Genomic DNA, 23,795 nt, shown 5'->3' on the forward strand with positions numbered 1-23,795 from the left:
CCGATGAAGGACGTTTCGCTGCGCGGTATCAGCAAGACATTCGGCCAACTCACCGTACTCGACCGGATCGCTCTCGACATTCGAAGTGGGGAATTTCTCGTATTGGTTGGACCTTCCGGCTGCGGGAAATCTACGCTTTTGCGTATGGTCGCCGGGCTTGAACCCATTTCCGGCGGCGATCTCCTCATCGGCGGAGAGCGCGCCAACGATTTGCCGCCGCAAAAGCGTAATATCGCAATGGTGTTTCAGTCTTATGCGTTGTTTCCGCATATGACGGCGCGTGAAAATATCGGTTTCGGGCCGCGCATCCGTGGTGAAAAGGCAGTCGATACCGCAGCCAAAGTGGATAGCGCGGCGTCCATACTCAATCTTCATTCCTATCTCGACCGCTATCCGCGCCAGCTTTCGGGCGGGCAGCGCCAGCGCGTCGCGATGGGCCGCGCTATCGTACGCGAACCATCGGTATTCCTGTTCGATGAACCGCTTTCCAATCTCGATGCACAATTGCGAGTCCAGATGCGTACCGAGATCAAGGCGCTGCATCAGCGACTGAAAACCACGGTGATTTACGTTACGCACGACCAGATTGAGGCCATGACCATGGCGGACCGGATCGTGGTGATGAATCAGGGCACGATCCAGCAGATCGGTGCGCCGCTCGACCTTTATGACCGCCCGGCAAACAAATTTGTGGCGGGTTTCATTGGCTCGCCGTCGATGAGCTTCATTCCGGGGATCGTATCGGGTGGAATGTTCCGCACCGATGATGGTGGAGAGATTGCCGTTGCTACCGGGAACGCCGATGCGGGGCAGGCGGAAGCGGGCATAAGGCCCGAAAATTTCATGATCGCGCCGGAGGGTGAGGGGGTGGTGTTGACTGTCGAAGTGATAGAGCCGACCGGCCCGGAAACCCATGTTTATGGCCGTATAGCGGGGCAGCCCGTGCGCGCGGTGTTTCGTGAACGCATAAGTCTTGCGCCGGGCGAGCGAGTTCCTGTAACGGCTAACAGCGAACAAATTCATCTCTTCGACAAGGATAGCGGCCTGCCGCTTTGATCTTCCCATGAGCAAGGTTGCCGACATCATTACACGGTTGCATGTCATCGCGCAGGATGGATCGAAATCCGACCGGCGACTGGCTGCTCTGGTACTGGCCAATCCCGATTATGCGTCGAAGGCGGCGATCTCGGATATAGCGACGCGGGCCGGGGTCAGCGAACCGACAGTGACACGCTTCTGCCGGGCGCTCGGTTGCGATGGCGTGCGCGATTTCAAGTTTTTTCTTGCACAGGCGCTGGCTATTGGCGGGCAATATCTGACGGCGGAAGTGCCGAGGCGCGAGGTTCGTGAAGGCCGTATCGCGACGGCGGTGGCAGACGCTGCCATTACCGCTATCCAGCGCGCTGGCGATGGCCTCGACATGGCGGTGTTGATGAAGGTCGCAGAGCGCCTTGCGGCAGGCGGGCCGGTGCTTTGCCTTGGCTCGGGGGGTATATCATCCTTGCTGGCAACGGAAATGCAGAACCGTTTGTTTCGGCTCGGCATTCCCGTCAATGCGCAGGTGGACGGCCAGTTGCAACGCATGTACGCGGCGGTCACGACACATGAGACGACGGTGATTGCCTTCTCCGTTTCCGGCTTTGCCCGATCGGTGGTGGAAGCTGTGCTGGTCGCGCGGCAATATGGTGCGGAGACGGTGGCGATTACGCCTGCCGGTTCAGATCTCGCCAAGGCGGCTGACGTACTCATCCCGTATCAGGCTAATGAAGACGGCAATATCTACAAGCCGACTTCGTCGCGTTTCGCGCTGCTTGCCATTCTCGACATGATCGCCATGGCTACTGCCGAGGCGCGGGGACCGAAGGTGCTGGAAAGCCTGCGTCGCATCAAGCATAGCCTTAATACGCTAACTATAGACGATCCGCGCCTGCCGCTGGGAGACTGACCGCATGACCAGACTGAACACCATCCACGATGTGGATACACCAGCCATTCTCATCGATGTCGACGGGTGAAGGCGAATATCGCAAAGGCGCAGGCCCTTGCGGATGCCGTGGGCATGAAGCTTCGCCACACATCAAGACGCACAAGCTGCCATTGTTCGCCAGAATGCAGATGGAGGCGGGCGCAACGGGCATTACCTGCCAGAAGCTCGGCGAAGCGGAGGTGATGGCCGATGCGGGGCTGACTGATATCTTTCTGCCTTACAATATTCTGGGGCGGGAAAAACTCAACCGCCTGTATGCGCTGCATCAGCGCATCACGCTATCGGTGACGGTGGACAATGCGACGACGCTTGCGGGGTTGGCGGCACGGTTCAACGACGAAAATCGACCGCTGAAAGTGCTTGTCGAATGTGACACGGGCATGGGGCGCTGCGGCGTGCAGACGCCGAATGAGGCACTGGAACTGGCACGTATCATCGATCGAAGCGCCGGACTTCGCTTCGGCGGGCTGATGACTTATCCCGCGGCCGGTAAAGCGGACGAGGCTGAACAGTGGCTTTATTCGGCACGTGAACTGCTTGCCGCAAACGATCTTCAGTGCGAGACCATTTCGAGCGGGGGATCTCCGGATATGTGGCGGGAACCGACGAAAAGTGTTGTCACCGAGTATCGTCCGGGCACCTATATCTATTTCGACCGTTACCAGGTTTCGACCGGAGCCGCGACTGTCGATGATTGTGCATTCACAGTACTTTCAACGGTCGCCAGCCACCCGACACCAGCGCGCGCGATCGTTGATGCCGGTTCCAAGTCTCTTTCCAGCGACACGCTGGGACTGAAAGATTTTGGCGAACTCATGGGGTGCCCGGAGGCTCGTGTCACCAGCTTGAGCGAGGAACACGGAAAGCTGACCGGCGACGTCGCCGACCTGAAAGTCGGAGATCGCGTACGTGTCATTCCCGACCATGTCTGCGTCGTGTCCAATCTCTTTGACGAGGTTCATCTCATTTCAGGTGAGGATGTTATCGATATCCTGCCGGTCGCCGCGCGCGGAAAACTGAGATAATCAGGAGGAGAGCATGAAGAACGCAGTCAACCCGTTCGCTGGCGACAAGGATCGCGAGCAGATATGGGATATGCTTGTCCGTCGCGATATAGAGGCTTTTGTATCGCAGGACTGGTCCATGGTTGCTGGCGACTTTGATGAAGCCCGCTTTCTTGGCATTCATGCCCATAATGATCGCGATCCCGACAATTGGGACGCCGGTTTTCCAACGCTTGCCTGTTATCGTGAGGAATGGCTGCGGCAGGCGGCGGAAAGTGCCGCGATTGAATATGCCGAGCCATTGGCCGATGGCATACTCCGCGCCACGAATCTGAGCGTGATCGATATTACCAGCGATGTTGCTCTTGCGCGAAAGAAGTTCGACGGCACCATCGCACGGAAGGATGGAACTGAAGATCGACTTAACTGGCAGACGCTTTATTTCTGTCGCCGTGATGATGCCCGTTGGAAAATCACGGGCTTCGTCGGCTATATGGCTTATCGTTGAAAAAGACAGGCGAAGCGAGCGTTCGGCGGCACGTCTGGACTGACCGTGCCGTTTTTTATGTATAGATTATATGATCTAAAACGACAGTATAATCATACTGTTTTTCTGCAATTATATCCCATTTTCTCTCGATTTATACTGTTTTTCGCAGTGTCGCAGGTGATGGCATATTTGTCGCACGCCGTTCCTGCAATTATGTGAAAGAGGACTACTATTGCTTTCAGGGCGGTCACTCGTTTCATGCTTTGAGCGGTGTTGACGAGCCTTCGAAATTCGTCGCGCAACCCTTCAAAAAAATCACGCAAGGGGACGGTTGCCAGACGAAGCACTCAGATGAATTCACGGCTGTGGGTGGACATGTCCGGAAATGACCTATATAGAATCAGGCAATCTATCGTCAAACATTCCATGCGGATCGCTCGCGGATCGAAGATCGTGCGCGGGCTATTTTCATTGGAATGAAGTTCTAATGAGGTAATAAAGGAGATTAAGTCCGCCGGAGCAGCGGGGTTAAGCTTAATGCATGGTATTTTATACAAGGATGAAAGTATGAAGTCGCCAGCTGAGACGAAAATAAGCTTAAAAGGCGTTTATAAAGTCTTTGGCGATGATCCGGAACGTGCAATGCAGGAATTGCACGCAGGTAAATCAAAATCCCAGATTCACAGTGAATTCGGTGCAACTATCGGTGTCGATGACGCGACCTTCGATATCTATGAAGGCGAAGTATTCGTTATCATGGGTCTCTCCGGTTCGGGGAAGTCAACGCTTCTGCGCCTACTCAACCGTTTGATTGAGCCGACGGCCGGTTCGATTGAAGTGGACGGCCGCGACATCGTTGAAATGACACAGCGCGAGTTGATCGATCTTCGCCGTCGCGACATGAGCATGGTGTTCCAGTCCTTCGCGCTGTTGCCCAATCGCTCGGTCCTGAATAATGCCTCCTTCGGTCTTGAAGTGGCCGGGATGGGGGAGGCCGAGCGACATCAGAAAGCGCTAAAAGCTCTCGCTGCGGTAGGGCTCGAACCCTATGCCAACAGTATGCCGGATCAGCTTTCCGGAGGCATGAAACAGCGCGTCGGCCTGGCGCGCGCATTGGCGAGCGAGCCCACCATTCTCCTGATGGACGAGGCCTTTTCTGCGCTCGATCCTCTGATCCGCACCGAAATGCAGGATGAGTTGAAGCGTCTTCAGGCTGAGCACAGCCGGACGATCATTTTCGTTAGTCACGATCTGGACGAAGCCATGCGCATCGGCGACCGCATCTGCATCATGCAGCACGGCAAGGTCGTACAGGTGGGGACACCGAATGAAATTGTCTCGGCTCCCGCGAATGATTATGTCCGGTCCTTCTTCCGCAATGTCGACGTTTCACGTGTCTTCAAGGCCCTCGATGTGGCCCGGGAAGACGAACTGATTATTTTTGAGCCCGAACAAATGGCAACGGCTTTGGAACTCTTCGATGCCAGCGGCAAAACCTTCGGCGTGGTTATCGACGCCGACCGTACCTATCGCGGCATGATCAGCCGCGACGTGTTGGCGAATGGAGTGGGCGAACTCGACGGTGTGACGGCAATCGAAGCGGAGGCGCCTCTGTCCGGCTTGCTGACACAAGTCGCGGAAAGTCCTTGGCCGGTTCCGGTGACCGACCGGCAGAACCGCTATGTCGGGGCCATTAGCAAGTCGGCCTTGCTCGAAACGCTCGGTCGCGCAGGTTGAACTCGCGCACCGACGGACTTTTGCTCGGTCAAGGCAGAATTGGTCCAATCCAGAAGCATTACGGAAATGGACGGTAAAACATGGGTTTGAATTTCAGTGTCGGCGGATGGGCGGATATTGTGGTCAATTATATTCTGGACCACTTCACGCCTGCGCTCGATATGATCGCCACCGCTATCGGCTTTGTTACCGACGGTATCCAGAACGCGCTCATCGCCGTCCCGCCTGTTGCGGGGGTCGCGATCCTCACACTGCTCGCACTTTGGCGCGTGAGTTGGAAGTTTGCGGTTTTCACGCTGCTGGCGCTGGCTCTCATCATCCACATGGATTTGTGGAACGGCACGATGGAAAGCCTTTCTCTGGTGTTGGCATCGACGGTTATCGCCGTTGTGATCGGTATTCCGCTCGGTATCGCCATGGCTCGCAGCGATGCGGTCGCCTCGATCGTGCGGCCGGTGCTCGATCTCATGCAGACGATGCCTGCATTCGTCTATCTCATTCCGGCAGCAATGTTCTTCGGTCTCGGCGCGGTGCCAGGAACAATAGCTACTGTCATCTTCGCCATGCCGCCGGTGGTTCGTCTCACCAATCTCGGTATCCGGCAGGTTGACGGAGAGTTTGTTGAGGCGGGATTGGCCTTCGGCTGCACGTCGCGGCAGCTTCTGTTCAAAGTGCAACTTCCAAACGCCATGCCTTCGATCATGGCCGGTATCAACCAGACGATCATGCTGTCGCTTTCGATGGTGGTCATCGCGTCCATGATCGGAGCAGGCGGCCTCGGTAATACGGTTCTGACGGGTATTCAGCGCCTCAATGTGGGTCTCGGTTTTGAAGGAGGTCTGGCGGTCGTCATTCTGGCGGTCATTCTGGACCGCATTACCCAGAGCTTTGGCCAGAAAACGCCGGGCAGCAGCACCGGCTTCTTCAAGAGGCTGATATCGATGAGAAAGGCGGCGGACGACCAGTCCGCCTCATCCTTTCGCAAACAGGAAGCATGAAGAAAAACAATAACGGGAACTGAAACCAATCGAAAAGGAGCAGCTATGTTAGGCAATCTAACCAAATTCGGTCTGGCGGCAGTTGTGGCGGGAACCATGACTATAGGCGCAGCCTTCGCGCAAGACAGCAAGCCCGTGAAAATCGGCTGGGCTCCATGGTCGGATGCTGAATTTGTCACCAAACTCGCCAAGAAGTTGATTGAGGATAATCTTGGCCAGAAGGTCGAACTGGTTCAGACAGATGTGGCGCCCCTTTATCAGGGAGTGAGCCGTGGTGACATCGATGCGATGATGATGGCCTGGTTGCCTGCAACGCACGCCGATTACTACAAGCGCGTGGAAGGCAAGGTCGATGACCTCGGACCGCTTTATGAAGGCGCCAAGCTGGGCTGGATCGTCCCGGCTTACATACCGGAAAGCGAGATCAGCTCAATCGAAGACCTGAAAAAGCCGGAAGTTCAGGAGAAACTGAAAGGTGAGATTCAGGGCATCGATCCGGGCGCAGGCCTGACGCGGCTGTCACAGGAAGCTATCAAGAAATACGGCCTTGATTACAAGCTCAACATTTCGAGCGAGGCGGCAATGCTGACCACAGTTGATCGCGCGACGCGTTCTGACGGCTGGTTTGTTGCAACCTCGTGGAGCCCGCACTGGATGTTCGGCAAGTACAAGCTTCGCTATATTGCCGATCCCGAGGGCGCTCTCGGCGGTGCCGAGCATATCGACGCCATTGCGCGGAAGGGTTTCAAGGAAGAAAACCCGAAGGTGGCTTCGCTGCTGACGAAGATGAGCCTTCCTATCAGTGAGCTCGAGGCTGCGATGTTCGATGCGCAGGAAACCTCCTACGAAAAGGCCGTCGATAAGTATATCGCCGACCACCCGGACCGCATCAAGGAATGGCTGGCCGAATAAACGGCTTGGATTTTAAAAAGCGCCCGGAAGGGCGCTTTTTTCTTAGCGGTAATATGGCGAGTAGCACTGCCTTCGCGGCCCGTTATAGGGCTGGAACGTATTATCCGAAGCGCGATAAGATCTGTAGCGGTTATAGCACCAGCGTACATGCGCGTTCGACATTCGTGGCGCGCGATAGATCGGGCGCGGTTGGCTGATAGCGCCACCAATGATGGCGCCCGCGCCGAAAGCGGCAAGGGGATACCACCAGCCGTCGTTATGGCGACGATAGCCACGGCGATAGTGCCGGTAGCCGCGATGGCCGTTCCAGTAACCGGATCGGTTTGGTCGATGCCCGCGATAATGACGTGGGGGACGACGGTTGTCGCGTATCTGTTCCACGTTTTGATTGATCATGGGGCGCTCCAGATTCATAGGAGCCGCCATTGTCGGCGCTACGGACGTAGCCCCAAAGATCACCGCTAGCGCGCCGGCGCAAGTTTGCTTGAAGATGTTCACGTTCAATCCTCCGTCCGAAACGATCAAGATAAACGATTGAAATATCGATTTGTTCCCGCATTTTTGGGATTGTCGAACAAGTTCGGCGGTGTTGTGAAAAGGAATGTCAAAAAAGAAAGGGAACGGGCTCCTCCCCAAGAACCCGTTCCCCGATGCATCGCCCCCGCCAGCGGTGGTACGATGCTTACCTGTGCTAGGTTGAATGTTATATATCAGACCTTACCTTCGATTGCAGCGTTTAGCAACTTCAAGGCGCGTTCTTTTGTCAATTCAACCGGATTTCCTCCTGCTGTTGGATCAATGATTGCCATTTCGGCAATCAGTTCCTTGCGGGTGTCGTCCATATCAAGCCCCTTGATGAACTCAGGCAGTGTGTCGGGAACACCGAGTTCGGCGCGTAGTTTCATCACCGCTTCCACGAATCCGTTGAACCCACCCTTTATGCCGAGATAATCGGCAAGCCGCTCGATCCGCCTTTCGATTGCAACGCGGTTCTGGTGTAGCACATAAGGCATGAAGACCGCATTGGTCATGCCGTGATGGGTGTCGTAAAGAGCGCCGATCGGATGGGAAAGGGAATGGATCGCGCCAAGGCCTTTTTGAAAGGCGGTTGCGCCCATCGCTGCCGCAGCCATCATGTTGGCGCGCGCTTCGATATTCTGTCCATCGGCATAGGCTTTGGGCAGGTTTTCGAAGACGAGACGGATGCCTTCCACGGCGATGCCGTCGGCCATAGGATGAAAGCCGGGCGCGCAATAGGCTTCGAGACAATGCGCCAGCGCATCCATGCCCGTGCCCGCAGTGATGAAAGGCGGCATGCCGGTTGAAAGTTCTGGATCGGCGATGACCGTGACAGGCAGCATTTTCGGGTGAAAGATGACCTTCTTGGTGTGCGTCGTTTCATTGGTCAGAACCCCTGCGCGACCGACTTCCGAGCCGGTCCCCGCCGTGGTTGGAACGGCGATGATCGGTGCAATGGCGGCGCTGTCCGCGCGGGTCCACCAGTCGCCGATGTCCTCGAAATCCCATATGGGACGTGTCTGCCCTGCCTGAAAGGCAATCAGCTTGCCGAGGTCTAGCGCCGAACCGCCGCCGAAGGCGATGACACCGTCATGACCGCCATCCTTGAATACCTTGACGCCGGCATAAAGGTTGCTCTCTACGGGATTGGGCTTCACATCGGAAAAGACCGCGTACTTGACGCCTGCTTCATTCAAGATTGCAAGCGTGGAGGCGACAACGGGAAGCTTTGCCAGACCGGGGTCAGTCACGAAGAGCGGATTCTGAATGCCTGCGGCTTTGAGAACAGCAGGCAGTTCCTTGATACGGCCGGGTCCGAACAGGACCGTGGTGGGGAAATTCCATTTGGCAGTCAAAGTAGTCATGTCTATTGCTTTCCAGAAATGCAGCGCGGATCAGATTTTTTCACGTAGGTGGAAGGATTTCGGTCGCGTGAGGTTGCCATAGCCGATAGGGGAAAGGGCCGCGCCCTTACCGGTTTCCTTGACACCGGTCCAGACGAGCGCGGGGTCGAGATAGTCGCAACGGTTCATGAACACCGTGCCCGTTTCGATACGGTCGCCAAGTGCGGCGGCATGATCTGTATCGGCGGTCCAGAGCGAGGCAGTAAGGCCGTAAATACTGTCATTCATCAGCGCCAGCGCCTCTTCATCGTTACGTACCCTCATGATGCCGACAATGGGGCCGAAGCTCTCTTCGCGCATGACGCTCATCTGGTGGTCGACATCGGTGAGCACTTCCGGCGCGATGTAGGGCGAACCGGCTATATCTTGATCGACCTTCATATTTACATGCGCTTTCGCACCCTTGCGCAGGGCTTCCGCCTTCTGTTCGCGGATCAGATCGGCAAAACGGGCCTGCGCCATCGGCCCGAGCGTGGTCGAGTTATCCAGCGGATTGCCGACGACATATTGCCTTGTAAGTTCGATGAAACCGTCGACGAAGCGGTCATAAACGGCTTCGTGGACGTAGATGCGTTCAATACCGCAGCAGCACTGGCCAGAATTGAAGAAGGCGCCGTCCACCAGATTGGCGACGGCATGATCCAGATTGACATCAGGCAAGACATAGGCCGGGTCCTTGCCGCCCAGTTCCAGCCCCAGCGTCATGAAGGTTCCGGCAGCGGCCTTTTCGATGGCGCGTCCGCCACCGACCGAGCCGGTGAAGTTCACATGGTCTATCGTACCGGAGGCGAGCAGTTTTTCCGTGGAGGCATGATCCAGAACGACATTCTGGAAAACACCCTTCGGCAGTCCGGCTTTCTCGAACGCTTTAGCAAAGCGTTCGCCTGCCAGAAGCGTCTGCGTTGCATGTTTCAGGATGACGCTATTGCCCGCCATCAGGGCCGGAATGATCGTGTTGACGGCAGTGAGATAGGGATAATTCCATGGTGCGATCACCATCACCACGCCTAGCGGGAGATGTTTCACATAGCGGCGAAAGCCGTCCTTCTGCGCAGGAACATAAGGTTTGAGTGCCTCTTCGGCGATGTCGATCATATATTGGCCGCGTTCCTGTACGCCACCGTTTTCACCGCCATAGCGAACCGGACGTCCCATTTGCCAGGCAATTTCAGGCACGATTTCGTCCTGCATTGCTGTCAGTGCATCAAGCGCCGCACGGCAATAGCGTGTGCGTTCGGCAATGTTCAGCCGCGCCCAGTCTGATTGGGCTTCTCGTGCGGTTGCAACGGTCGAGGCGATTGCTGCCTCGTTTAAAAAGGAACGCTCGGCATAAACCGAACCGTCTATCGGAGAGATGATCTTGGCCGCGCCGCTCATCGGTAATTTCCTCTGAAACCTGTCATTTCGTCATTTCTTACGGATTGTGCTGCGGTTAGTAGCGTTCGAAACCGCGATGCAGCTCCCAATCGGTTACGCGCCGATCATATTCGATCTGTTCCCAATGGGCGGTATGGACATAGTGACTGATCACCGCCTCGCCGAATGCCTCCTTCAGGAAATCGGAATTCCTGAGAGATTGCGCTGCCTCTCGCAGCGTGTAGGGAATTTCCTTGAGCTTCACGGCACTATAGGCATCTCCGACGAAAGGTTCTTCCAGTTCCAACTGCTCGTCTATCCCCTTCAGTCCGGACGCGATCAGCGCGGCGAAGGCGAGATAGGGATTGAGATCCGCACCGCCGATACGGCATTCGATGCGGATGCCTTTCGTGCCTTCACCGCAAAGGCGGAAGCCTGCCGTGCGGTTGTCCTGGCTCCACATGATCTTGGTGGGCGCGAATGTGCCTGCCTGGAAGCGTTTGTAGGAGTTGATGTAAGGCGCGAGGAAATAGGTGTAGTCGGCCGCATATTTAAGCTGGCCCGCCACCCATGAGCGCATCAGCGGCGTCATCGTGTACGGCGCTTTCGGATCGAAGAACAGCGGCTCCTTGCCATCCGCGCTCCAGATCGAATTGTGCACATGGCTGGAACTGCCGGCCTTGCAGTAGTCATGTTTCGCCATGAAGGTGATGCACTTGCCGTGCGCTTCGGCAATTTCCTTCATTGCATTCTTCATGACGACATGGCGGTCGGCCATTTCGAGAGCTTCGGCATAACGTACGTTCAGCTCTTCCTGTCCCGGCCCCCATTCGCCCTTGGAGTTTTCAACCGGAATGCCCGCCGCGGCAAGCTGATTGCGCATGGCGCGCAGGACTGGCTCTTCCTTGGTCGTCAGATGGATGACGTAATCCTGTACATAGGGCGATGCCGTTTCCATGTCCTGCCAGCGTTTGGCGCGAGCGGTCTTGTAGGTCTCGTCAAAGAGGTAGAATTCGAGTTCGGAGGCGAAATAAGCGCGATAGCCGCGCTCATGCAGGCGCGCGATCTGCTTTTTCAGGATTGCGCGCGGCGAGTGTGTCAGGTCGAGATGATCGTGATGACCAAGCACATCGCAAAGGACAAGGGCTGTCTTTTCCAGCCACGGGGCGAGACGCAGGGTAGAAAGGTCCGGCTTGATGACAAAATCGCCATAGCCCTTGTCCCAGCCCGCCGCTTCATAGCCCGGAACCGGCTCCATATCGATGTCGTCGGCGAGAAGATAATTGCAGCCGTGGGTCTCGTCGTAACCGGACTCCACGAAAAACTGTCCGTAGAAGCGTTTGCCGATCAGGCGTCCCTGCATGTCCACGAAACATGCGAGAACGGTGTCTATTTCGCCTTCCGCGACCGCCTTCTTTAATGCATCGAATGTTAATTGTCCGGCCATTGAATGCTTTGCTCCTCACGGGATGAAGTGAGAGGTACCGCGCGAATGCGCGATACCTCCATTGTCAGGCACAAGTCAGGTATAACGATAAGGTGCGCCGGCATCGCGCATGGTCTTCTGGTACTTTTTGAGAATTTCGACCACTTTGGCGTTCCGCTCGCTCTTGGTGGCGATTTCGTCCCAGAACTGTTCGGCCGCTTCTTCGATCTGCTTCCATTCGGATTCGGGGATGGTGGTCAGTTCCAGCTTGCCGCCAGTCGTGCGGTAATGCGCCTCGCCCCACCAGTACCAGTGCTGGCGATAGTAATGCGAGGAATCCATGGCCAGCTTGAACAGGGTTTTCAGATGATCGGGGACAGCTTCCCATTTCTCCGTATTGGCAAAATAGGAACCGGCCCAGGCACCGTTGATATTGTTGGTGAGGTAGTATTTGTTGATGTCTGCCCAACCGACCGTATAGGCTTCGGTCGCACCGCACCAGGCAACGCCGTCAAGCTCGCCGGTCTGGATGGCGACTTCAATGTCTTCCCAGGGCAGCGTCACAGGGACGACGCCGAACTTGGTCAGGAAGCGACCGCCGGTCGGGAAGGTGAAGACGCGCAGGCCCTGTAGATCCTTCACGCTGCGGATCGGTTTCGTGGTCACGAAATTACATGGGTCCCACGATCCGGCGCTGAGCCATGTGACGCCCGGGATTTCCTTATAGGCTTCCTCCCATATTTCGTTCAGCCCATACCAGTTGAACAACGCCGGCACGTCCAGGCTGTAGCGCGACGCGAAGGGAAAATAGGCTCCGAAGACAGCCACGTCCACCGGCGAGGCCATGGAGTCGTCGTCGCTTTGCGCGGCGTCGATGGTTCCGGCCTGCACGGCACGGAAAAGTTCGCCCTGTGGCACGAGCTGGTCGGACGTATAAAGCTCGATGACCATGTCGCCATTGGCGGCTTTGTTGAAAGCGTCGATAGATGGCTTGATGACATGCTCGGCAAGTGCCGGACCAGCATAGGTCTGTAGACGCCATTTGATCGGACTTTGTGCTCTGACATAAGGCGTCGCGAGCGTGCTGGCGCCAAGCGCGCCAACTGTCGTCAGTCCGGCTTTCTTGAGAAAATCGCGTTTGTTAAGCTTGCTATTCTCACTCATGCTCATTCTCCCACTCTTGTTTGAGTTCACCCTTTATTTGTTCCGGCCCGGCCGTGTCTGGCTCTTGTCACCGGTTTATGCGCAGTCAACTGCAAGTTCCGTCATCGCCCAGTGTACCAGTTGGGCAGCCACATCGCGATCTGGGGAAAGATCATCAATATGATGATGGTCAGCACCATGAGAAAGAAGAAAGGTATAATGGAGCGATAGATATCGAACATCGTGATGTCTTTGGGCGCAAGTGCCCGCATCATGAAGAGGTTATAGCCGAAGGGCGGCGTTATATATGCGAGCTGGCAGGTGATGGTGTAGAGGATGCCGAACCAGATCGCGTTGAAACCAAGGCTCTTCACCAGCGGAATATATAGCGGTGCGACTATGACCAGCATGGCCGTATCGTCGAGGAACATTCCAAGCACGATGAAAGAGAGCAACATCAATATCAGGATTGACCACGGAGACAGGTCGAACGTGCCAAGCAGGATGTTTTCGATCGCCTTGACCGCTCCAAGACCGTCATAGACGGACGAAAAGCACAGCGCAGCCAGAATGATCCAGAGGAACATGCAGGTGACTGTGAGGCTGTTGCGTGTCGATGTTTCCCAGACCTGTTTTGATAGCCTTCCTGTGAAAAGGGCGGCCAGGGTCGCTAGGAGCGCACCGACGGCGGAGCTTTCCACGAGACTTGTGACACCGGTCAGAAACAGTCCCATCATCAAGCCGAACACTACAAGCGGCAGGATACCTGCGCGTAGCGCGACAAGGCGGTCATGCCAGGTAATGCTGTCCAGTTCCTCCTGCGGCAGCGCGGGTCCGAGTTCCGGGCGCATACGGCAGCGAATATAGATATAAATGGCAAAGAGTGCGGCCATCAGAAGACCGGGGCCAATGCCTGCCAGCCAGAGCTGCAATACCGGCTGGCGGGCGATCATGGCGTAGAGAACCAGTACCACGCTGGGCGGGATCAGGATGCCGAGCGAACTGCCCGCCTGAATGACGCCTGTTACCATGACCTTGCTGTAGCCCCGCTTCAGGAGTTCCGGCAGGGCAACGGTGGCGCCGATAGCCATGCCCGCGACGCTCAGCCCGTTCATGCATGAGATGAGCACCATCAGGCCGATGGTCCCAAGCGCCAGCCCCCCGCGAATGCCGCCGAACCAGACGTGAAACATGCGGTAGAGATTGCTGGCGATGCCGGATTCCGACAGCATGTAGCCCATGAAGACGAAGAACGGCACAGTAATGAGCGGATACCAGTTCAGCACCGCGAAGGTGGCATTGTAGGGCATCTCGAAAGAGCCTTTGCCCCACAAAAGAATAGCCGCAAGCGAGCCGACAAAGCCGATGACGCCAAAGACACGCTGCCCAGTCATGAGCAATACCATCATGGTGGCGAACATGAAGAGGGTGATGAGTTCCGAACTCATATGTGGTGTCCCTCCTCAATCGCCGGTCCCGCTATCGTATCGATCGGTTTTCCGCGTAACGATGCCCAGTCCTTGAGGAAATTCGAGACACATTGCAGCAGCAGGAGAAAAATGCCGAGGGTCATTATGAGTTTGATTGGCCAGAGGAGTGGCGCCCAGGCTGTGTAATTCTTCTGGCCGTAGGTGAGGGCATACCCGGTTGAGGAGATGCCGCCAGCAACCATCACACCTAGGTAGAAGATGATGAAAAGGATCGTGATCATATCGGTGATCATCTTCCGGCGCGGAGGGAGACGGTCGAAGAACAGATCCATGCGCACATGCGCGCCCTGCTGCATTGCGTAGGCCCCACCCAGCAGATAATAGGCCGAGAGCAGAAACTGCGACATTTCCAGTACCCAATTGACCGGCGCGCCCAGGATCACGCGCGAAAACGTCGAATAGAGCAGACCGGCGCCAAGCACGAAGAAGAGATACATCGCGAAACGGCCGACATAATAATTCAGTGCATCAACATACTTGACGAATAGTCTGATCGGTTTCGGCATTTTCCGGCTCCTTCAGGCTTTCTGTTCCGTGTTCGCGAGTGTTTGCGCGACATGCTTCAATATGTTTGCAAGCCTTTCCGCCCAAGCGATCTGTGTCTGGGAACTGGCGATTTCGTCATTACGGATCTCCACCATTACACATGGTGCGTTTCGCGGGCGGGCGTGTCGTTCCAGCGTGTAATAGACGCGGTCTGCCGGCGAATAGGGCTCATTAAGGCCGACATTGAGATTTGCGTCCCTTTGCAGCTCAGCAATCAGAGGATTTGCAATCCGGTCATCCTCGTCATGGATGATGCCGATTTGCCAGGGGCGGGCTACGCCGCGATAAACGGGCGTGAAAGAGTGGATCGTCACGACCCATGAGGGCAGACCGCGTGCAGCGCGAGCCGCGATGATCTCTTCGACGCGTGTATGAAAAGGACGATGCGAAAGATCGATCCGCGCCGTGCGTTCCGTTGTCGTCAGATTATGATTTCCCGGAACGATAGTGGTCTCGCTGATCTCGGGAATGAGATCGGGTGCATCAAGCGGGCGGTTGCAGTCGATTAACAGCCGCGAAAGACCGCTTTCGACCAGCGGTGCACCGAGCGACAATGCAAGGTGTCGTGCGACGTCGATTGCACCTGGATCCCAGGCGATATGCGCCTTCAATGCTTCGACACCGAGGCCCAATGCATTAAAACGCTCGGGGATAAAATTGGATGCGTGCTCGCAAACGAGCAGATAAGGACTCATCCCATCCGCATTGAAAACAGAAACAGGTTCGCACGAAGCTGTGCGACATGCTCGCTCGTTCGTCATTCTGTTCGTTCCCCGCGCTGTAACTTATGTTACGTTTTTTCGGTTTATGCGCTATTGCGGATTATTTGATACGCCCTATGATTATTTGTCAAACGCAAATTCGCCTGAATTCAAAAAGAGCCATTGAATGGAAAAAACAGCATCGGTGAACGCAAGCGTTGCAGAACTGATCAATGAGCGGATCGATACGATGCCCGCGGGTGAGCGAAGGGCGGCACAGACGCTGATCGTTAATTATCCGATGTTGGGTCTGAAGACGGTGGCGGAGTTTTCAGTGCAGGCTGGAGTCAGTTCGCCTACGATCCTGCGCTTCGTCAATCGCCTCGGCTTCCTGAATTACCCGGATTTTCAGGCCCGTCTGCAGGACGAACTGGCGGCGCAGCTTCAGTCGCCGCACAATCGCAACGAACAGCCGGGAGCAGGCACGGAAGCGGTCTATCCAGCGGTTGAACACACGATGGAAAATATACGGGAAAGCTTCCGTCATCTGGGCGAAAAGCAATTGCAGCAGGTCGTAGCAGCCCTCGGCAATGCGAAGGGAGACGTTTATCTCATCGGCGGGCGTTTTACCGATTCAATCGCGCAATATATGGCGGCGCATATGACGGTCATTCGTCCGCACGTGTTTCATCTCGGCGGTCAGGAAAGCGCCTGGCGCGACCGTCTTCTGGACATGGGCAAGCGCGACGTGCTCGTCGTCTTCGACATTCGCCGCTATCAGGACAGTCTTTTGATGTTGGCAGAGAAAGCGCGGGCGCGGGGTGTGGAAGTGGTTCTCGTCACAGATCAGTGGCTGTCGCCCATTGCCCGTGTTGCGCGTCATGTGCTCGCCGGACGTACCACTGTACCATCTGCGTGGGATTCGTCGGCAGCGCTTTTCGTGCTCGCGGAAACGATCATTCGCGAAATGACGCGTATGCTCGAAAAAGATAGTGCTGCGCGTATCGCGGAGCTTGAAGGGCTGCGCTGATTATTCCAGCCCGCAGGCGGGCAAAAACAGCGCTGAAACTTTCTTTCGATCCGATCCAGATCGAACGGTTCGTCCTTGTTCAGTTCCATCATGCTGCGGACTTGCGCTTCGAAGTCGACATAGTGCTGCGTGACAGCCCAGATATGTGTCTGAAAGAGAAGGGACAATCTGACCGATCGGTCCAACTAAATTTAAAAATATCAGAATTGCATGCAATTAAGATGTGAATCCGTGACCGATAGGCCACGCGGCGGGCAGCGACGCGTTTATGATGTGCGGAAATTTCGGAGGTCCTATGGACAACAGATGCATTATCATCGGGGCCGGTCACGCCGGTTCGCAGGCCGCGATCAGCCTTCGCCAGGAAGGCTATGCAGGCGAAATCGTTCTTATCAACGATGAGACGGATATCCCCTATCATAAGCCCCCGCTCTCCAAGTCTTATCTCAAGGCGCCGGAAGCGGGCGGCCTGGTCCTGCGTCCAGAAGCGAGCTATCGCGACAGCAATATCGAGTTGCTTTTTGGTACCCGTGTGGATGCGGTTTCGATTGCCGACCGCACGGTGACGCTGGATGACGGTCGTGTGCTGCGATGGTCGGACTTGATCTTCGCGACGGGCGCGCGGGCGCGTATCCCCGACCTGCCGGGCATCGGACTTGAAGGCGTCGTCACGCTGAGACGCATGGAAGATGCGCGTCGTATCGCCACCCTGATGCCGGACGTGCAGGATGTCGTGATTGTCGGGGGAGGCTTCATCGGTCTTGAAATGGCACATAGCGCTATCGCGCTTGGCAAGAAGACGGTTCTGATCGAGGCAGCCCCGCGCGTTCTGGGCCGCTCGGTCGCGACGCATATTTCCAGCCATGTAGAGAGCCGCAGCCGCGCTGTCGGTATTACGCTTCTGACGGGGCTCGGCGTGCGCGCCATTGAAGGTGAAAACGGTCGCGTAGCGAGTGTGAAGACGACGGATGGAACCGCATTTCCTGCCGATATGGTGGTGATTGGTACGGGGGCCGTGCCGAATGTGGAACTTGCGATGCAAGCCGGGCTTGAGGTCGATAACGGCATCGTCGTTGACGAGTGTTTGAGAACATCCGCTGATCGCGTCTATGCCATTGGCGATTGCGTGAGCTACGATCACTTTCATGCCGGTTGTCGCGTGCGACTGGAATCGGTGCAGAACGCTACCGATCAGGCAAAACATGTGGCGCGCACCATCGTCGGGCGGGGCGCCCCTTATCAGGAGGTCGCCTGGTTCTGGTCCGATCAGGGCGATATGAAGCTTCAGACTGCCGGTATTTCCTTCGATGCGGACCGACATATCCTTTCGGGCAATCCGGACGGCAATGCTTTCTCGGTTTTCCATTTCAAGGGTGACAGGCTGGTGGCGGTCGATTCCATTAACCGTCCGGCGGACCATATGATCGCCCGACGTCTGCTTGCAGCAAACATCAGCCCAAGCGAAGAGGATATTGCGGCGGGGGCGCCGCGTCTTAAAGAATTGATCGCGACTGCGCCTAAATACTGAGGATTGACGCTAACTGTTATGAAACGTCTGCGACCGCGGGACATGGCGGTGCCTTTTGCGGCCAATAGCCAGGGTATCAAGGTGATCGCGGCGCGGTAGTTCCCACACGAAAACACCCGTCGCGGGAGGAAGCGACGGGTGTTTATGGGGAAGACCGGACTGGGAGGAGGATATCCGGCCTTGAATCACCGAGGAAATGGGAGGAGGAGAAAACACCTCGGTGATATTCCGAAAACTGTGGGACCGCGCGGTTTATGAGGCTCACGATCCTTGAAGAAGGCCGATGCCTTCCGGAGGCGCTATTAGCGAGCGGCGGCCTTGCGTGCGACGAACGGGATTTCCGAAGGCAGAATTCCGAGGTCGTTCAGTTCGCGTGGGCTCAGGCGGCTCAGTTCGTTCACGGTGTTGCGGTAACGGCGCCAGTTGTTGTACGAGCGGATCAGGTTCATTTCTCTCACCTAGTAAATCTTATCTCTTTGTTGCAAACGGCATATAGGTCGTAAGCATTTCGAATTGGAGAGACAGATTTGCATAGCTGCAATGCGTTAAAGCCTGTCAGTTTCACGCCTTTTTCGCTGCTCGGTCATGATGCGATCATAATCCTCTGTCCGAGTGGGGAAATGGCCTCAATTCAGGCAGTTTCAGCGGCTGATCGGTTAAGCACTCTTTAAAATCGGTGTTCCGGCGAATCTCTTTTGCAAGAACGACATAGCGTACGCTCGTTCCTGGAACGGATACGCCGAAAGGCGGTCTTTTGTTCATGTAAGGACACACATCGACAGAAGAATATAAGTTCGACCGCTATGGGGTTTGATTTTGTCGCATAAGTCCGCGGAATCGTCGGTTTGAGGCAACAATTCCGCATGACTCTCGGGCCGGATTGAGTTAAGGGAGTTGCGTCGGGTGCAGAAGCGTCGCGTTGCGTGAGCGTTTTTGCACTGTCTGTCTGCGGGAGAGAGCCGTTAAGGCCGCCGAAGGGGAAATCGCCCGAAATCTCTCAGGTACAAGGAACCGCAGATGGATAAGGCGACTCTGGAAAGTCGGGGGAAACCCTGCGCCGAAGGTGTAAGTATAGCTTAACGGCTATGCGAGTCTCTCAGGCCTGAGACAGAGGGGCGCGAAGCAACCGCATTTTGCGGGGGCATACGTGCGACTCTGGAGTTGTTATGGGCGATACCGCACATTTGAAGACCCTGCCTTTGCAGGACATGCATGAACAGGCTGGCGCGCGTTTCGGCGGCTTTGCCGGCTGGAACATGCCGATCACCTATCCGCTGGGCGTGATGAAGGAACATCTTCATACGCGTGACCATGTGGGCCTTTTCGACATTTCCCACATGAAGCTGATCGAAGTTTCGGGCGCAGAAGCAGCCGACATGCTGGCGACCACGTGCCCGCTCGATCCCGCTTCTCTCAAAACGGGACAGTCGAAATATACCTTCTTCCTCAATGATAAGGGCGGCATTCTTGACGACCTGATCGTCACGCGGCTTGGCGAAGACCGTTTCATGGTTGTCGCCAATGCGGGCAATGCGGATGCCGATGTCGAGCATCTTTATGAAGCTGCCGAGGGCAGGAAAGTTAAAGTCGATCCGCTCGACCGCGTATTTCTGGCCATTCAGGGCCCGGAAGCTGAAGCCGTCATCAAGGATGCCGGTTTGCCTGCGGCTGCGGAACTCTCCTTCATGAGCGGCTTTGAGCCGAAAGCCGGTTGGTTCATGACCCGTTCGGGCTATACCGGCGAAGACGGTTTTGAAGTCGGCCTGCCTGCCGATGAGGCTCGCGAACTGGCGGCAAAGCTGCTTGCTGACGAGCGCGTCGAATGGATTGGCCTTGCCGCGCGCGATAGTCTGCGCCTTGAGGCCGGCCTTTGCCTGCATGGTAATGACATCACGCCGGAAACCGATCCGGTTTCGGCAGGTCTGACATGGGCAATCACCAAATCGGTGCGCGAAAAGGCAGCCTTCAATGGCGCCAAGGCCGTGCTGGACGCTCTCGCCAAGGGTGCGGCTGCAAAGCGCGTCGGCCTGAAGCCGGAAGGTCGCCAGCCGGTGCGCGGTGGCGATCTTTTCGATGAAAGCGGCCGTCAGGTCGGCACCGTCACTTCGGGTGGTTTTGGTCCATCTGCCGGTTTCCCGGTCGCCATGGGCTATGTCGAGGCAAGCCTCGCTATCCCCGGCACCCGTATTTTCGCAGAGATTCGCGGCAACAAGGTTCCCGTTGACGTCTCAGCACTTCCCTTCACACCGCATCGCTATCGCAAAGGATGATTTCCATGGCCAATATCCTGTTCACCGAAGATCATGAATGGATCAGCGTCGAAGGTGGCGTCGCCACCGTCGGCATCACCATCCACGCGCAGGAACAGTTGGGCGATCTCGTTTTCGTCGAGCTGCCAGAAGTAGGTCGCACCGTTTCCAAGGGCGAGGGCGTCGTGGTTGTGGAGTCGGTCAAGGCCGCTTCCGACGTCTATGCGCCGATTGATGGCGAAGTGGTTGAAGTCAATGACGCCACCGCTTCCGATCCGTCGCTGGTCAATCAGGCCGCCGAAGGCGCTGGCTGGCTGTTCAAGCTGAAGCTTTCCGACGAGGGTCAGCTTGCCGGTCTTCTCGACAAGGCTGGTTACGACAAGCTGGTAGGATAAGAAATGACTGCTCTTCCTTTTGTTACCCGTCATATCGGGCCAAGGCTGGAAGACGAGCGCGCCATGCTGGCCGCGCTCGGTCTTCCGTCCATGGAAACTCTTATCACTCAGGCAGTCCCGGCCTCGATCCGGCTCAACCGCGCGCTTGATCTGCCCGCTCCGCTTGGCGAGGCAGAAGCCCTTGCCGAGCTTGGCGAGATCATGGGCCGCAATGTGGTGAAGAAGAGCTTCATCGGCGCGGGCTATCACGGCACGCATGTGCCGCCGGTTATCCAGCGCAATATGTTTGAAAATCCGGCATGGTACACGGCCTATACGCCGTATCAGTCGGAAATCAGTCAGGGTCGTCTGGAACTTCTGTTCCATTTCCAGACCCTCGTGGCTGAACTGACCGGCTTGCCGGTTGCCTGCGCTTCGCTGCTTGATGAAGCGACCGCCGTGGCCGAAGCCATCGGTGTTGCCGTTCGCCATCACCGCGACAAGCGCAGCCGCGTGCTGCTGGCAGGCGATCTGCATCCACAGACGGTCGATGTGATCAACACCCGCGCCGAACCGCAGGGCTGGCAGATTGAAACCGGTAGCGATGTCGATGACGCCACGGCGGCAATCATTGTGCCGTGGCCGGATACGCGCGGCGTCTATGGCGACTTTGCCAAGGTCATCGCCGATGCCAAGGCCAAGGGCGCTCTGGTGATCGCCGTTGCCGATCCGCTGGCGTTGACTGTCATGGAAGCGCCTGCGAAATGGGGCGCAGATATGGCCGTTGGCTCCATGCAGCGCTATGGCGTGCCGATGGGCTTTGGTGGCCCGCATGCCGCTTATCTTGCCGTTTCCGAACCGCTAACCCGTATCATTCCGGGCCGCATCATCGGTCAGTCGCTGGATGCGCATGGCCGTGCCGCCTATCGCTTAGCGCTCCAGACACGCGAGCAGCATATCCGCCGCGACAAGGCGACCTCGAATATCTGCACCGCGCAGGCGCTTTTGGCCAATATGGCTGTGGCTTACGCGATCTGGCATGGACCTTCCGGCTTGCAGGCGATTGCCACGCGTATTGCCACGCTTGCCGCCCGTTTTGCCGCTGGTCTGAAAGCTGCCGGGATCGAATTTGCAGGTGAAAGCCTGTTTGATACGGTCACGATTAAGGTTGCAGGCAAGGCCGCGAAAATCGCTGCGGAAGCCGACAAGGGCGGTCGCCTGATCCGCATCATCGATGCGGATACGGTTGGCGTCAATTTTGACGAAACCTCCACGGAAGACGATCTGGCGGCATTGGCCGTTCTGTTTGGCGCAAAGCCGGTGGATGGCGACAAGCTTCTCGTTCCCGGAAAGGGGCGCGGCGAAGGTTTTCTGACGCAGGAAGTCTTCCATAGCCACCGTTCCGAAACCGAGATGATGCGCTTCCTGCGTCGTCTGGCCGACAAGGATCTGGCGCTTGATCGCGCGATGATCCCGCTTGGCTCCTGCACGATGAAGCTGAATGCGGCTGCTGAAATGATGCCGGTGAGCTGGAACACGGTTGCCAATCTGCATCCCTTCGCACCTTCAGAACAGGTGCAGGGCTATGCGAAGATGACCTCGGATCTGGCGGGCTGGCTTTGCGAAGTCACCGGTTTTGCGGGCGTGTCTTTGCAGCCAAATGCCGGTAGCCAGGGCGAATATGCCGGTCTTCTGGCCATCCGCCATTATCATCAGGCACGCGGCGAGGGACATCGCAACATCTGCCTCATCCCGTCTTCCGCGCATGGCACCAATCCGGCCAGCGCCTCGATGGCTGGCATGAGCGTGGTCGTGGTCAATTGCCGCCCGGATGGAGACATCGATCTCGACGATCTCAAGGCCAAGGCCGAGAAGCATCGCGATAATCTTGCCGCCTTCATGATTACCTATCCGTCCACCTATGGCGTGTTCGAGGAAGGCATCAAGACCTTCTGCGAAATCGTGCATGAGAATGGCGGTCAGGTCTATTTCGACGGTGCGAACCTCAATGCGCTGGTTGGCCTTGCGCGTCCGTGCGACATCGGCGCCGATGTCTGCCACATGAACCTGCACAAGACCTTCTGCATTCCACATGGCGGCGGCGGACCGGGCGTCGGTCCGATCGGCGTGGCCAAGCATCTGGTGCCTTATCTTCCGGGGCATGTGGAAGCAGGTTCGAAACACGCCGTTGCGGCAGCGGAGTTCGGCAGCGCATCCATTCTGGTCATTACGTGGATGTATATCCGCATGATGGGTGGTGCTGGCCTGAAGCAGGCGACTGAGGCAGCGATCCTCAATGCCAATTATATCGCGCACCGCCTGAAGGACGCCTATCCGATCCTGTTCACCGGCGCGCATGAGCGCGTGGCGCATGAGTGCATCGTGGATACGCGCGTTCTGAAAGACAGTGCGGGCATCACCGTGGACGATGTGGCCAAGCGCCTGATCGACTATGGCTTCCATGCGCCTACCATGTCGTGGCCGGTTGCCGGTACCTTGATGATCGAGCCGACCGAGTCCGAACCGAAGTCGGAAATCGATCGTCTTTGCGATGCAATGCTGGCCATTGCGGGCGAGGCGAAGAAGGTTGCCGATGGCGTCTGGCCTGCCGACGACAATCCGCTGGCCAATGCGCCACATACGGTTGCTGATACGCTTGCCAGCGATTGGACGCATCCTTACACGCGTGAAGAAGCAGTCTTCCCGGCAAGCGCCATCAATGGCGATTTCGACCCGACAGCGAAATATTGGCCACCGGTCAGCCGCGTGGACAATGTCGGTGGCGACAGAAACCTTATCTGCACCTGCCCGCCAGTTGCTGCCTATGGCTGATAAGCGGCCTACATGATGTGAATGGAAAGCGCTGCGGAAACGTGGCGCTTTTTCTTTGCGCGAACGAGGT

The 23,795-nt window shown here is 56.7% G+C and carries 20 protein-coding genes, 2 pseudogenes and 1 riboswitch; of the genes and pseudogenes, 12 read left to right on the forward strand and 10 right to left on the reverse strand.

All coding sequences use genetic code 11. The annotated features are described in order from the left end of the window. Positions 1-3 precede the first annotated feature (3 nt). The 7 genes and pseudogenes from FHS76_RS03175 (at position 4) to FHS76_RS03205 (ending at position 7,128) form a co-directional block, all read left to right on the forward strand. Positions 4-1,056 (forward strand): ABC transporter ATP-binding protein, encoded by a 1,053-nt coding sequence (locus FHS76_RS03175; protein ID WP_183647968.1) that lies wholly within the window; start codon positions 4-6, stop codon positions 1,054-1,056. Positions 1,057-1,063: 7 nt separating this feature from the next. Further along, positions 1,064-1,945: a MurR/RpiR family transcriptional regulator gene (locus FHS76_RS03180; RefSeq protein ID WP_183647971.1), complete on the forward strand. Its 882-nt coding sequence runs from the start codon at positions 1,064-1,066 to the stop codon at positions 1,943-1,945. 4 nt (positions 1,946-1,949) lie between these two features. Continuing rightward, a pseudogene (locus tag FHS76_RS03185) lies at positions 1,950-3,012 on the forward strand (D-TA family PLP-dependent enzyme). Between the two features lie 13 nt (positions 3,013-3,025). Next, complete coding sequence (locus tag FHS76_RS03190; protein WP_183647974.1) at positions 3,026-3,499, forward strand: hypothetical protein; 474 nt, start codon at positions 3,026-3,028, stop codon at positions 3,497-3,499. Positions 3,500-4,048: 549 nt separating this feature from the next. Then, positions 4,049-5,218, forward strand: a complete 1,170-nt coding sequence (proV, locus tag FHS76_RS03195; protein ID WP_183647977.1) for a glycine betaine/L-proline ABC transporter ATP-binding protein ProV — start codon at positions 4,049-4,051, stop codon at positions 5,216-5,218. 80 nt (positions 5,219-5,298) lie between these two features. After that, positions 5,299-6,216, forward strand: coding sequence for an ABC transporter permease (locus FHS76_RS03200; RefSeq protein ID WP_183647980.1), 918 nt, complete (start codon positions 5,299-5,301; stop codon positions 6,214-6,216). A gap of 45 nt (positions 6,217-6,261) precedes the next feature. Then, a complete protein-coding gene (locus tag FHS76_RS03205) occupies positions 6,262-7,128 on the forward strand; it encodes a glycine betaine ABC transporter substrate-binding protein (protein ID WP_183647983.1) in 867 nt (288 codons plus the stop codon). Positions 7,129-7,170: 42 nt separating this feature from the next. Here the strand turns inward: FHS76_RS03205 and FHS76_RS03210 are convergent, their stop codons facing one another. The 8 genes from FHS76_RS03210 to FHS76_RS03245 all read right to left on the reverse strand — a co-directional run bounded on the left by FHS76_RS03210 (position 7,171) and on the right by FHS76_RS03245 (position 15,772). After that, positions 7,171-7,626 carry a BA14K family protein gene (locus FHS76_RS03210; protein WP_183647986.1) on the reverse strand — a complete coding sequence of 152 codons (456 nt, stop codon included), beginning with the start codon at positions 7,624-7,626 and terminating at the stop codon, positions 7,171-7,173. A 212-nt stretch (positions 7,627-7,838) separates the two neighbouring features. Then, positions 7,839-9,011, reverse strand: coding sequence for an iron-containing alcohol dehydrogenase (locus FHS76_RS03215; RefSeq protein ID WP_183647989.1), 1,173 nt, complete (start codon positions 9,009-9,011; stop codon positions 7,839-7,841). A gap of 30 nt (positions 9,012-9,041) precedes the next feature. Next, positions 9,042-10,427: an aldehyde dehydrogenase family protein gene (locus FHS76_RS03220; RefSeq protein ID WP_183647991.1), complete on the reverse strand. Its 1,386-nt coding sequence runs from the start codon at positions 10,425-10,427 to the stop codon at positions 9,042-9,044. Between the two features lie 55 nt (positions 10,428-10,482). After that, the gene (locus FHS76_RS03225) at positions 10,483-11,853 is read right to left on the reverse strand and encodes a glutamine synthetase family protein (RefSeq protein ID WP_183647994.1); all 1,371 of its coding nucleotides are present in this window, start codon (positions 11,851-11,853) and stop codon (positions 10,483-10,485) included. Positions 11,854-11,928: 75 nt separating this feature from the next. Continuing rightward, complete coding sequence (locus FHS76_RS03230) at positions 11,929-12,996, reverse strand: TRAP transporter substrate-binding protein (protein WP_183647998.1); 1,068 nt, start codon at positions 12,994-12,996, stop codon at positions 11,929-11,931. 101 nt (positions 12,997-13,097) lie between these two features. Beyond that, positions 13,098-14,423 carry a TRAP transporter large permease gene (locus FHS76_RS03235; RefSeq protein WP_183648001.1) on the reverse strand — a complete coding sequence of 442 codons (1,326 nt, stop codon included), beginning with the start codon at positions 14,421-14,423 and terminating at the stop codon, positions 13,098-13,100. Continuing rightward, positions 14,420-14,971: a TRAP transporter small permease subunit gene (locus tag FHS76_RS03240; protein ID WP_183648003.1), complete on the reverse strand. Its 552-nt coding sequence runs from the start codon at positions 14,969-14,971 to the stop codon at positions 14,420-14,422. The genes FHS76_RS03235 and FHS76_RS03240 overlap by 4 nt, the downstream gene beginning before the upstream one ends. Positions 14,972-14,983: 12 nt before the next feature. Then, complete coding sequence (locus tag FHS76_RS03245; RefSeq protein ID WP_183648006.1) at positions 14,984-15,772, reverse strand: N-formylglutamate amidohydrolase; 789 nt, start codon at positions 15,770-15,772, stop codon at positions 14,984-14,986. A 127-nt stretch (positions 15,773-15,899) separates the two neighbouring features. Here FHS76_RS03245 and FHS76_RS03250 point away from each other — a divergent pair, with 127 nt between their 5' ends. Further along, positions 15,900-16,742 carry a MurR/RpiR family transcriptional regulator gene (locus tag FHS76_RS03250; protein WP_183648009.1) on the forward strand — a complete coding sequence of 281 codons (843 nt, stop codon included), beginning with the start codon at positions 15,900-15,902 and terminating at the stop codon, positions 16,740-16,742. Positions 16,743-16,831: 89 nt separating this feature from the next. On the opposite strand, the pseudogene FHS76_RS22500 reads toward FHS76_RS03250, so the two are convergent. Then, a pseudogene (locus tag FHS76_RS22500) lies at positions 16,832-16,927 on the reverse strand (TetR family transcriptional regulator C-terminal domain-containing protein); the annotation flags it as partial. Positions 16,928-17,037: 110 nt separating this feature from the next. Between FHS76_RS22500 and FHS76_RS03260 the strand changes: the two are divergent. After that, positions 17,038-18,270, forward strand: a complete 1,233-nt coding sequence (locus tag FHS76_RS03260; protein WP_183648014.1) for an NAD(P)/FAD-dependent oxidoreductase — start codon at positions 17,038-17,040, stop codon at positions 18,268-18,270. Between the two features lie 302 nt (positions 18,271-18,572). Here FHS76_RS03260 and FHS76_RS03265 read toward each other — a convergent pair whose 3' ends face one another. Then, positions 18,573-18,719: a DUF1127 domain-containing protein gene (locus tag FHS76_RS03265; protein WP_002965914.1), complete on the reverse strand. Its 147-nt coding sequence runs from the start codon at positions 18,717-18,719 to the stop codon at positions 18,573-18,575. Positions 18,720-19,209: 490 nt separating this feature from the next. Then, positions 19,210-19,294, forward strand: a riboswitch (glycine riboswitch). 142 nt (positions 19,295-19,436) lie between these two features. Between FHS76_RS03265 and gcvT the strand changes: the two genes are divergently transcribed. From gcvT to gcvP, 3 genes are read left to right on the forward strand one after another with little or no spacing between them, the layout of a single operon-like run. Beyond that, a complete protein-coding gene (gene gcvT / locus FHS76_RS03270; protein ID WP_183648017.1) occupies positions 19,437-20,540 on the forward strand; it encodes a glycine cleavage system aminomethyltransferase GcvT in 1,104 nt (367 codons plus the stop codon). Between the two features lie 5 nt (positions 20,541-20,545). Next, positions 20,546-20,914 (forward strand): glycine cleavage system protein GcvH, encoded by a 369-nt coding sequence (gene gcvH, locus FHS76_RS03275; protein ID WP_183648020.1) that lies wholly within the window; start codon positions 20,546-20,548, stop codon positions 20,912-20,914. A gap of 3 nt (positions 20,915-20,917) precedes the next feature. Next, positions 20,918-23,725, forward strand: a complete 2,808-nt coding sequence (gcvP, locus tag FHS76_RS03280; RefSeq protein ID WP_183648024.1) for an aminomethyl-transferring glycine dehydrogenase — start codon at positions 20,918-20,920, stop codon at positions 23,723-23,725. Positions 23,726-23,795 lie beyond the last annotated feature (70 nt).

The sequence above is a fragment of the Brucella daejeonensis genome (genome assembly GCF_014199265.1).
GTDB classification, from domain to species: domain Bacteria; phylum Pseudomonadota; class Alphaproteobacteria; order Rhizobiales; family Rhizobiaceae; genus Brucella; species Brucella daejeonensis.

Bases quoted from the DNA above. Each gene is read 5' to 3' on its own strand.
- FHS76_RS03175 (WP_183647968.1), top strand. From the start codon at position 4: ATGAAGGACGTTTCGCTGCGCGGTATCAGCAAGACATTCGGCCAACTC.
- FHS76_RS03180 (WP_183647971.1), top strand. From the start codon at position 1,064: ATGAGCAAGGTTGCCGACATCATTACACGGTTGCATGTCATCGCGCAG.
- FHS76_RS03190 (WP_183647974.1), top strand. From the start codon at position 3,026: ATGAAGAACGCAGTCAACCCGTTCGCTGGCGACAAGGATCGCGAGCAG.
- proV (WP_183647977.1), top strand. From the start codon at position 4,049: ATGAAGTCGCCAGCTGAGACGAAAATAAGCTTAAAAGGCGTTTATAAA.
- FHS76_RS03200 (WP_183647980.1), top strand. From the start codon at position 5,299: ATGGGTTTGAATTTCAGTGTCGGCGGATGGGCGGATATTGTGGTCAAT.
- FHS76_RS03205 (WP_183647983.1), top strand. From the start codon at position 6,262: ATGTTAGGCAATCTAACCAAATTCGGTCTGGCGGCAGTTGTGGCGGGA.
- FHS76_RS03215 (WP_183647989.1), bottom strand. From the start codon at position 9,011: ATGACTACTTTGACTGCCAAATGGAATTTCCCCACCACGGTCCTGTTC.
- FHS76_RS03220 (WP_183647991.1), bottom strand. From the start codon at position 10,427: ATGAGCGGCGCGGCCAAGATCATCTCTCCGATAGACGGTTCGGTTTAT.
- FHS76_RS03225 (WP_183647994.1), bottom strand. From the start codon at position 11,853: ATGGCCGGACAATTAACATTCGATGCATTAAAGAAGGCGGTCGCGGAA.
- FHS76_RS03230 (WP_183647998.1), bottom strand. From the start codon at position 12,996: ATGAGTGAGAATAGCAAGCTTAACAAACGCGATTTTCTCAAGAAAGCC.
- FHS76_RS03235 (WP_183648001.1), bottom strand. From the start codon at position 14,423: ATGAGTTCGGAACTCATCACCCTCTTCATGTTCGCCACCATGATGGTA.
- FHS76_RS03240 (WP_183648003.1), bottom strand. From the start codon at position 14,971: ATGCCGAAACCGATCAGACTATTCGTCAAGTATGTTGATGCACTGAAT.
- FHS76_RS03245 (WP_183648006.1), bottom strand. From the start codon at position 15,772: ATGACGAACGAGCGAGCATGTCGCACAGCTTCGTGCGAACCTGTTTCT.
- FHS76_RS03250 (WP_183648009.1), top strand. From the start codon at position 15,900: ATGGAAAAAACAGCATCGGTGAACGCAAGCGTTGCAGAACTGATCAAT.
- FHS76_RS03260 (WP_183648014.1), top strand. From the start codon at position 17,038: ATGGACAACAGATGCATTATCATCGGGGCCGGTCACGCCGGTTCGCAG.
- FHS76_RS03265 (WP_002965914.1), bottom strand. From the start codon at position 18,719: ATGAACCTGATCCGCTCGTACAACAACTGGCGCCGTTACCGCAACACC.
- gcvT (WP_183648017.1), top strand. From the start codon at position 19,437: ATGGGCGATACCGCACATTTGAAGACCCTGCCTTTGCAGGACATGCAT.
- gcvH (WP_183648020.1), top strand. From the start codon at position 20,546: ATGGCCAATATCCTGTTCACCGAAGATCATGAATGGATCAGCGTCGAA.
- gcvP (WP_183648024.1), top strand. From the start codon at position 20,918: ATGACTGCTCTTCCTTTTGTTACCCGTCATATCGGGCCAAGGCTGGAA.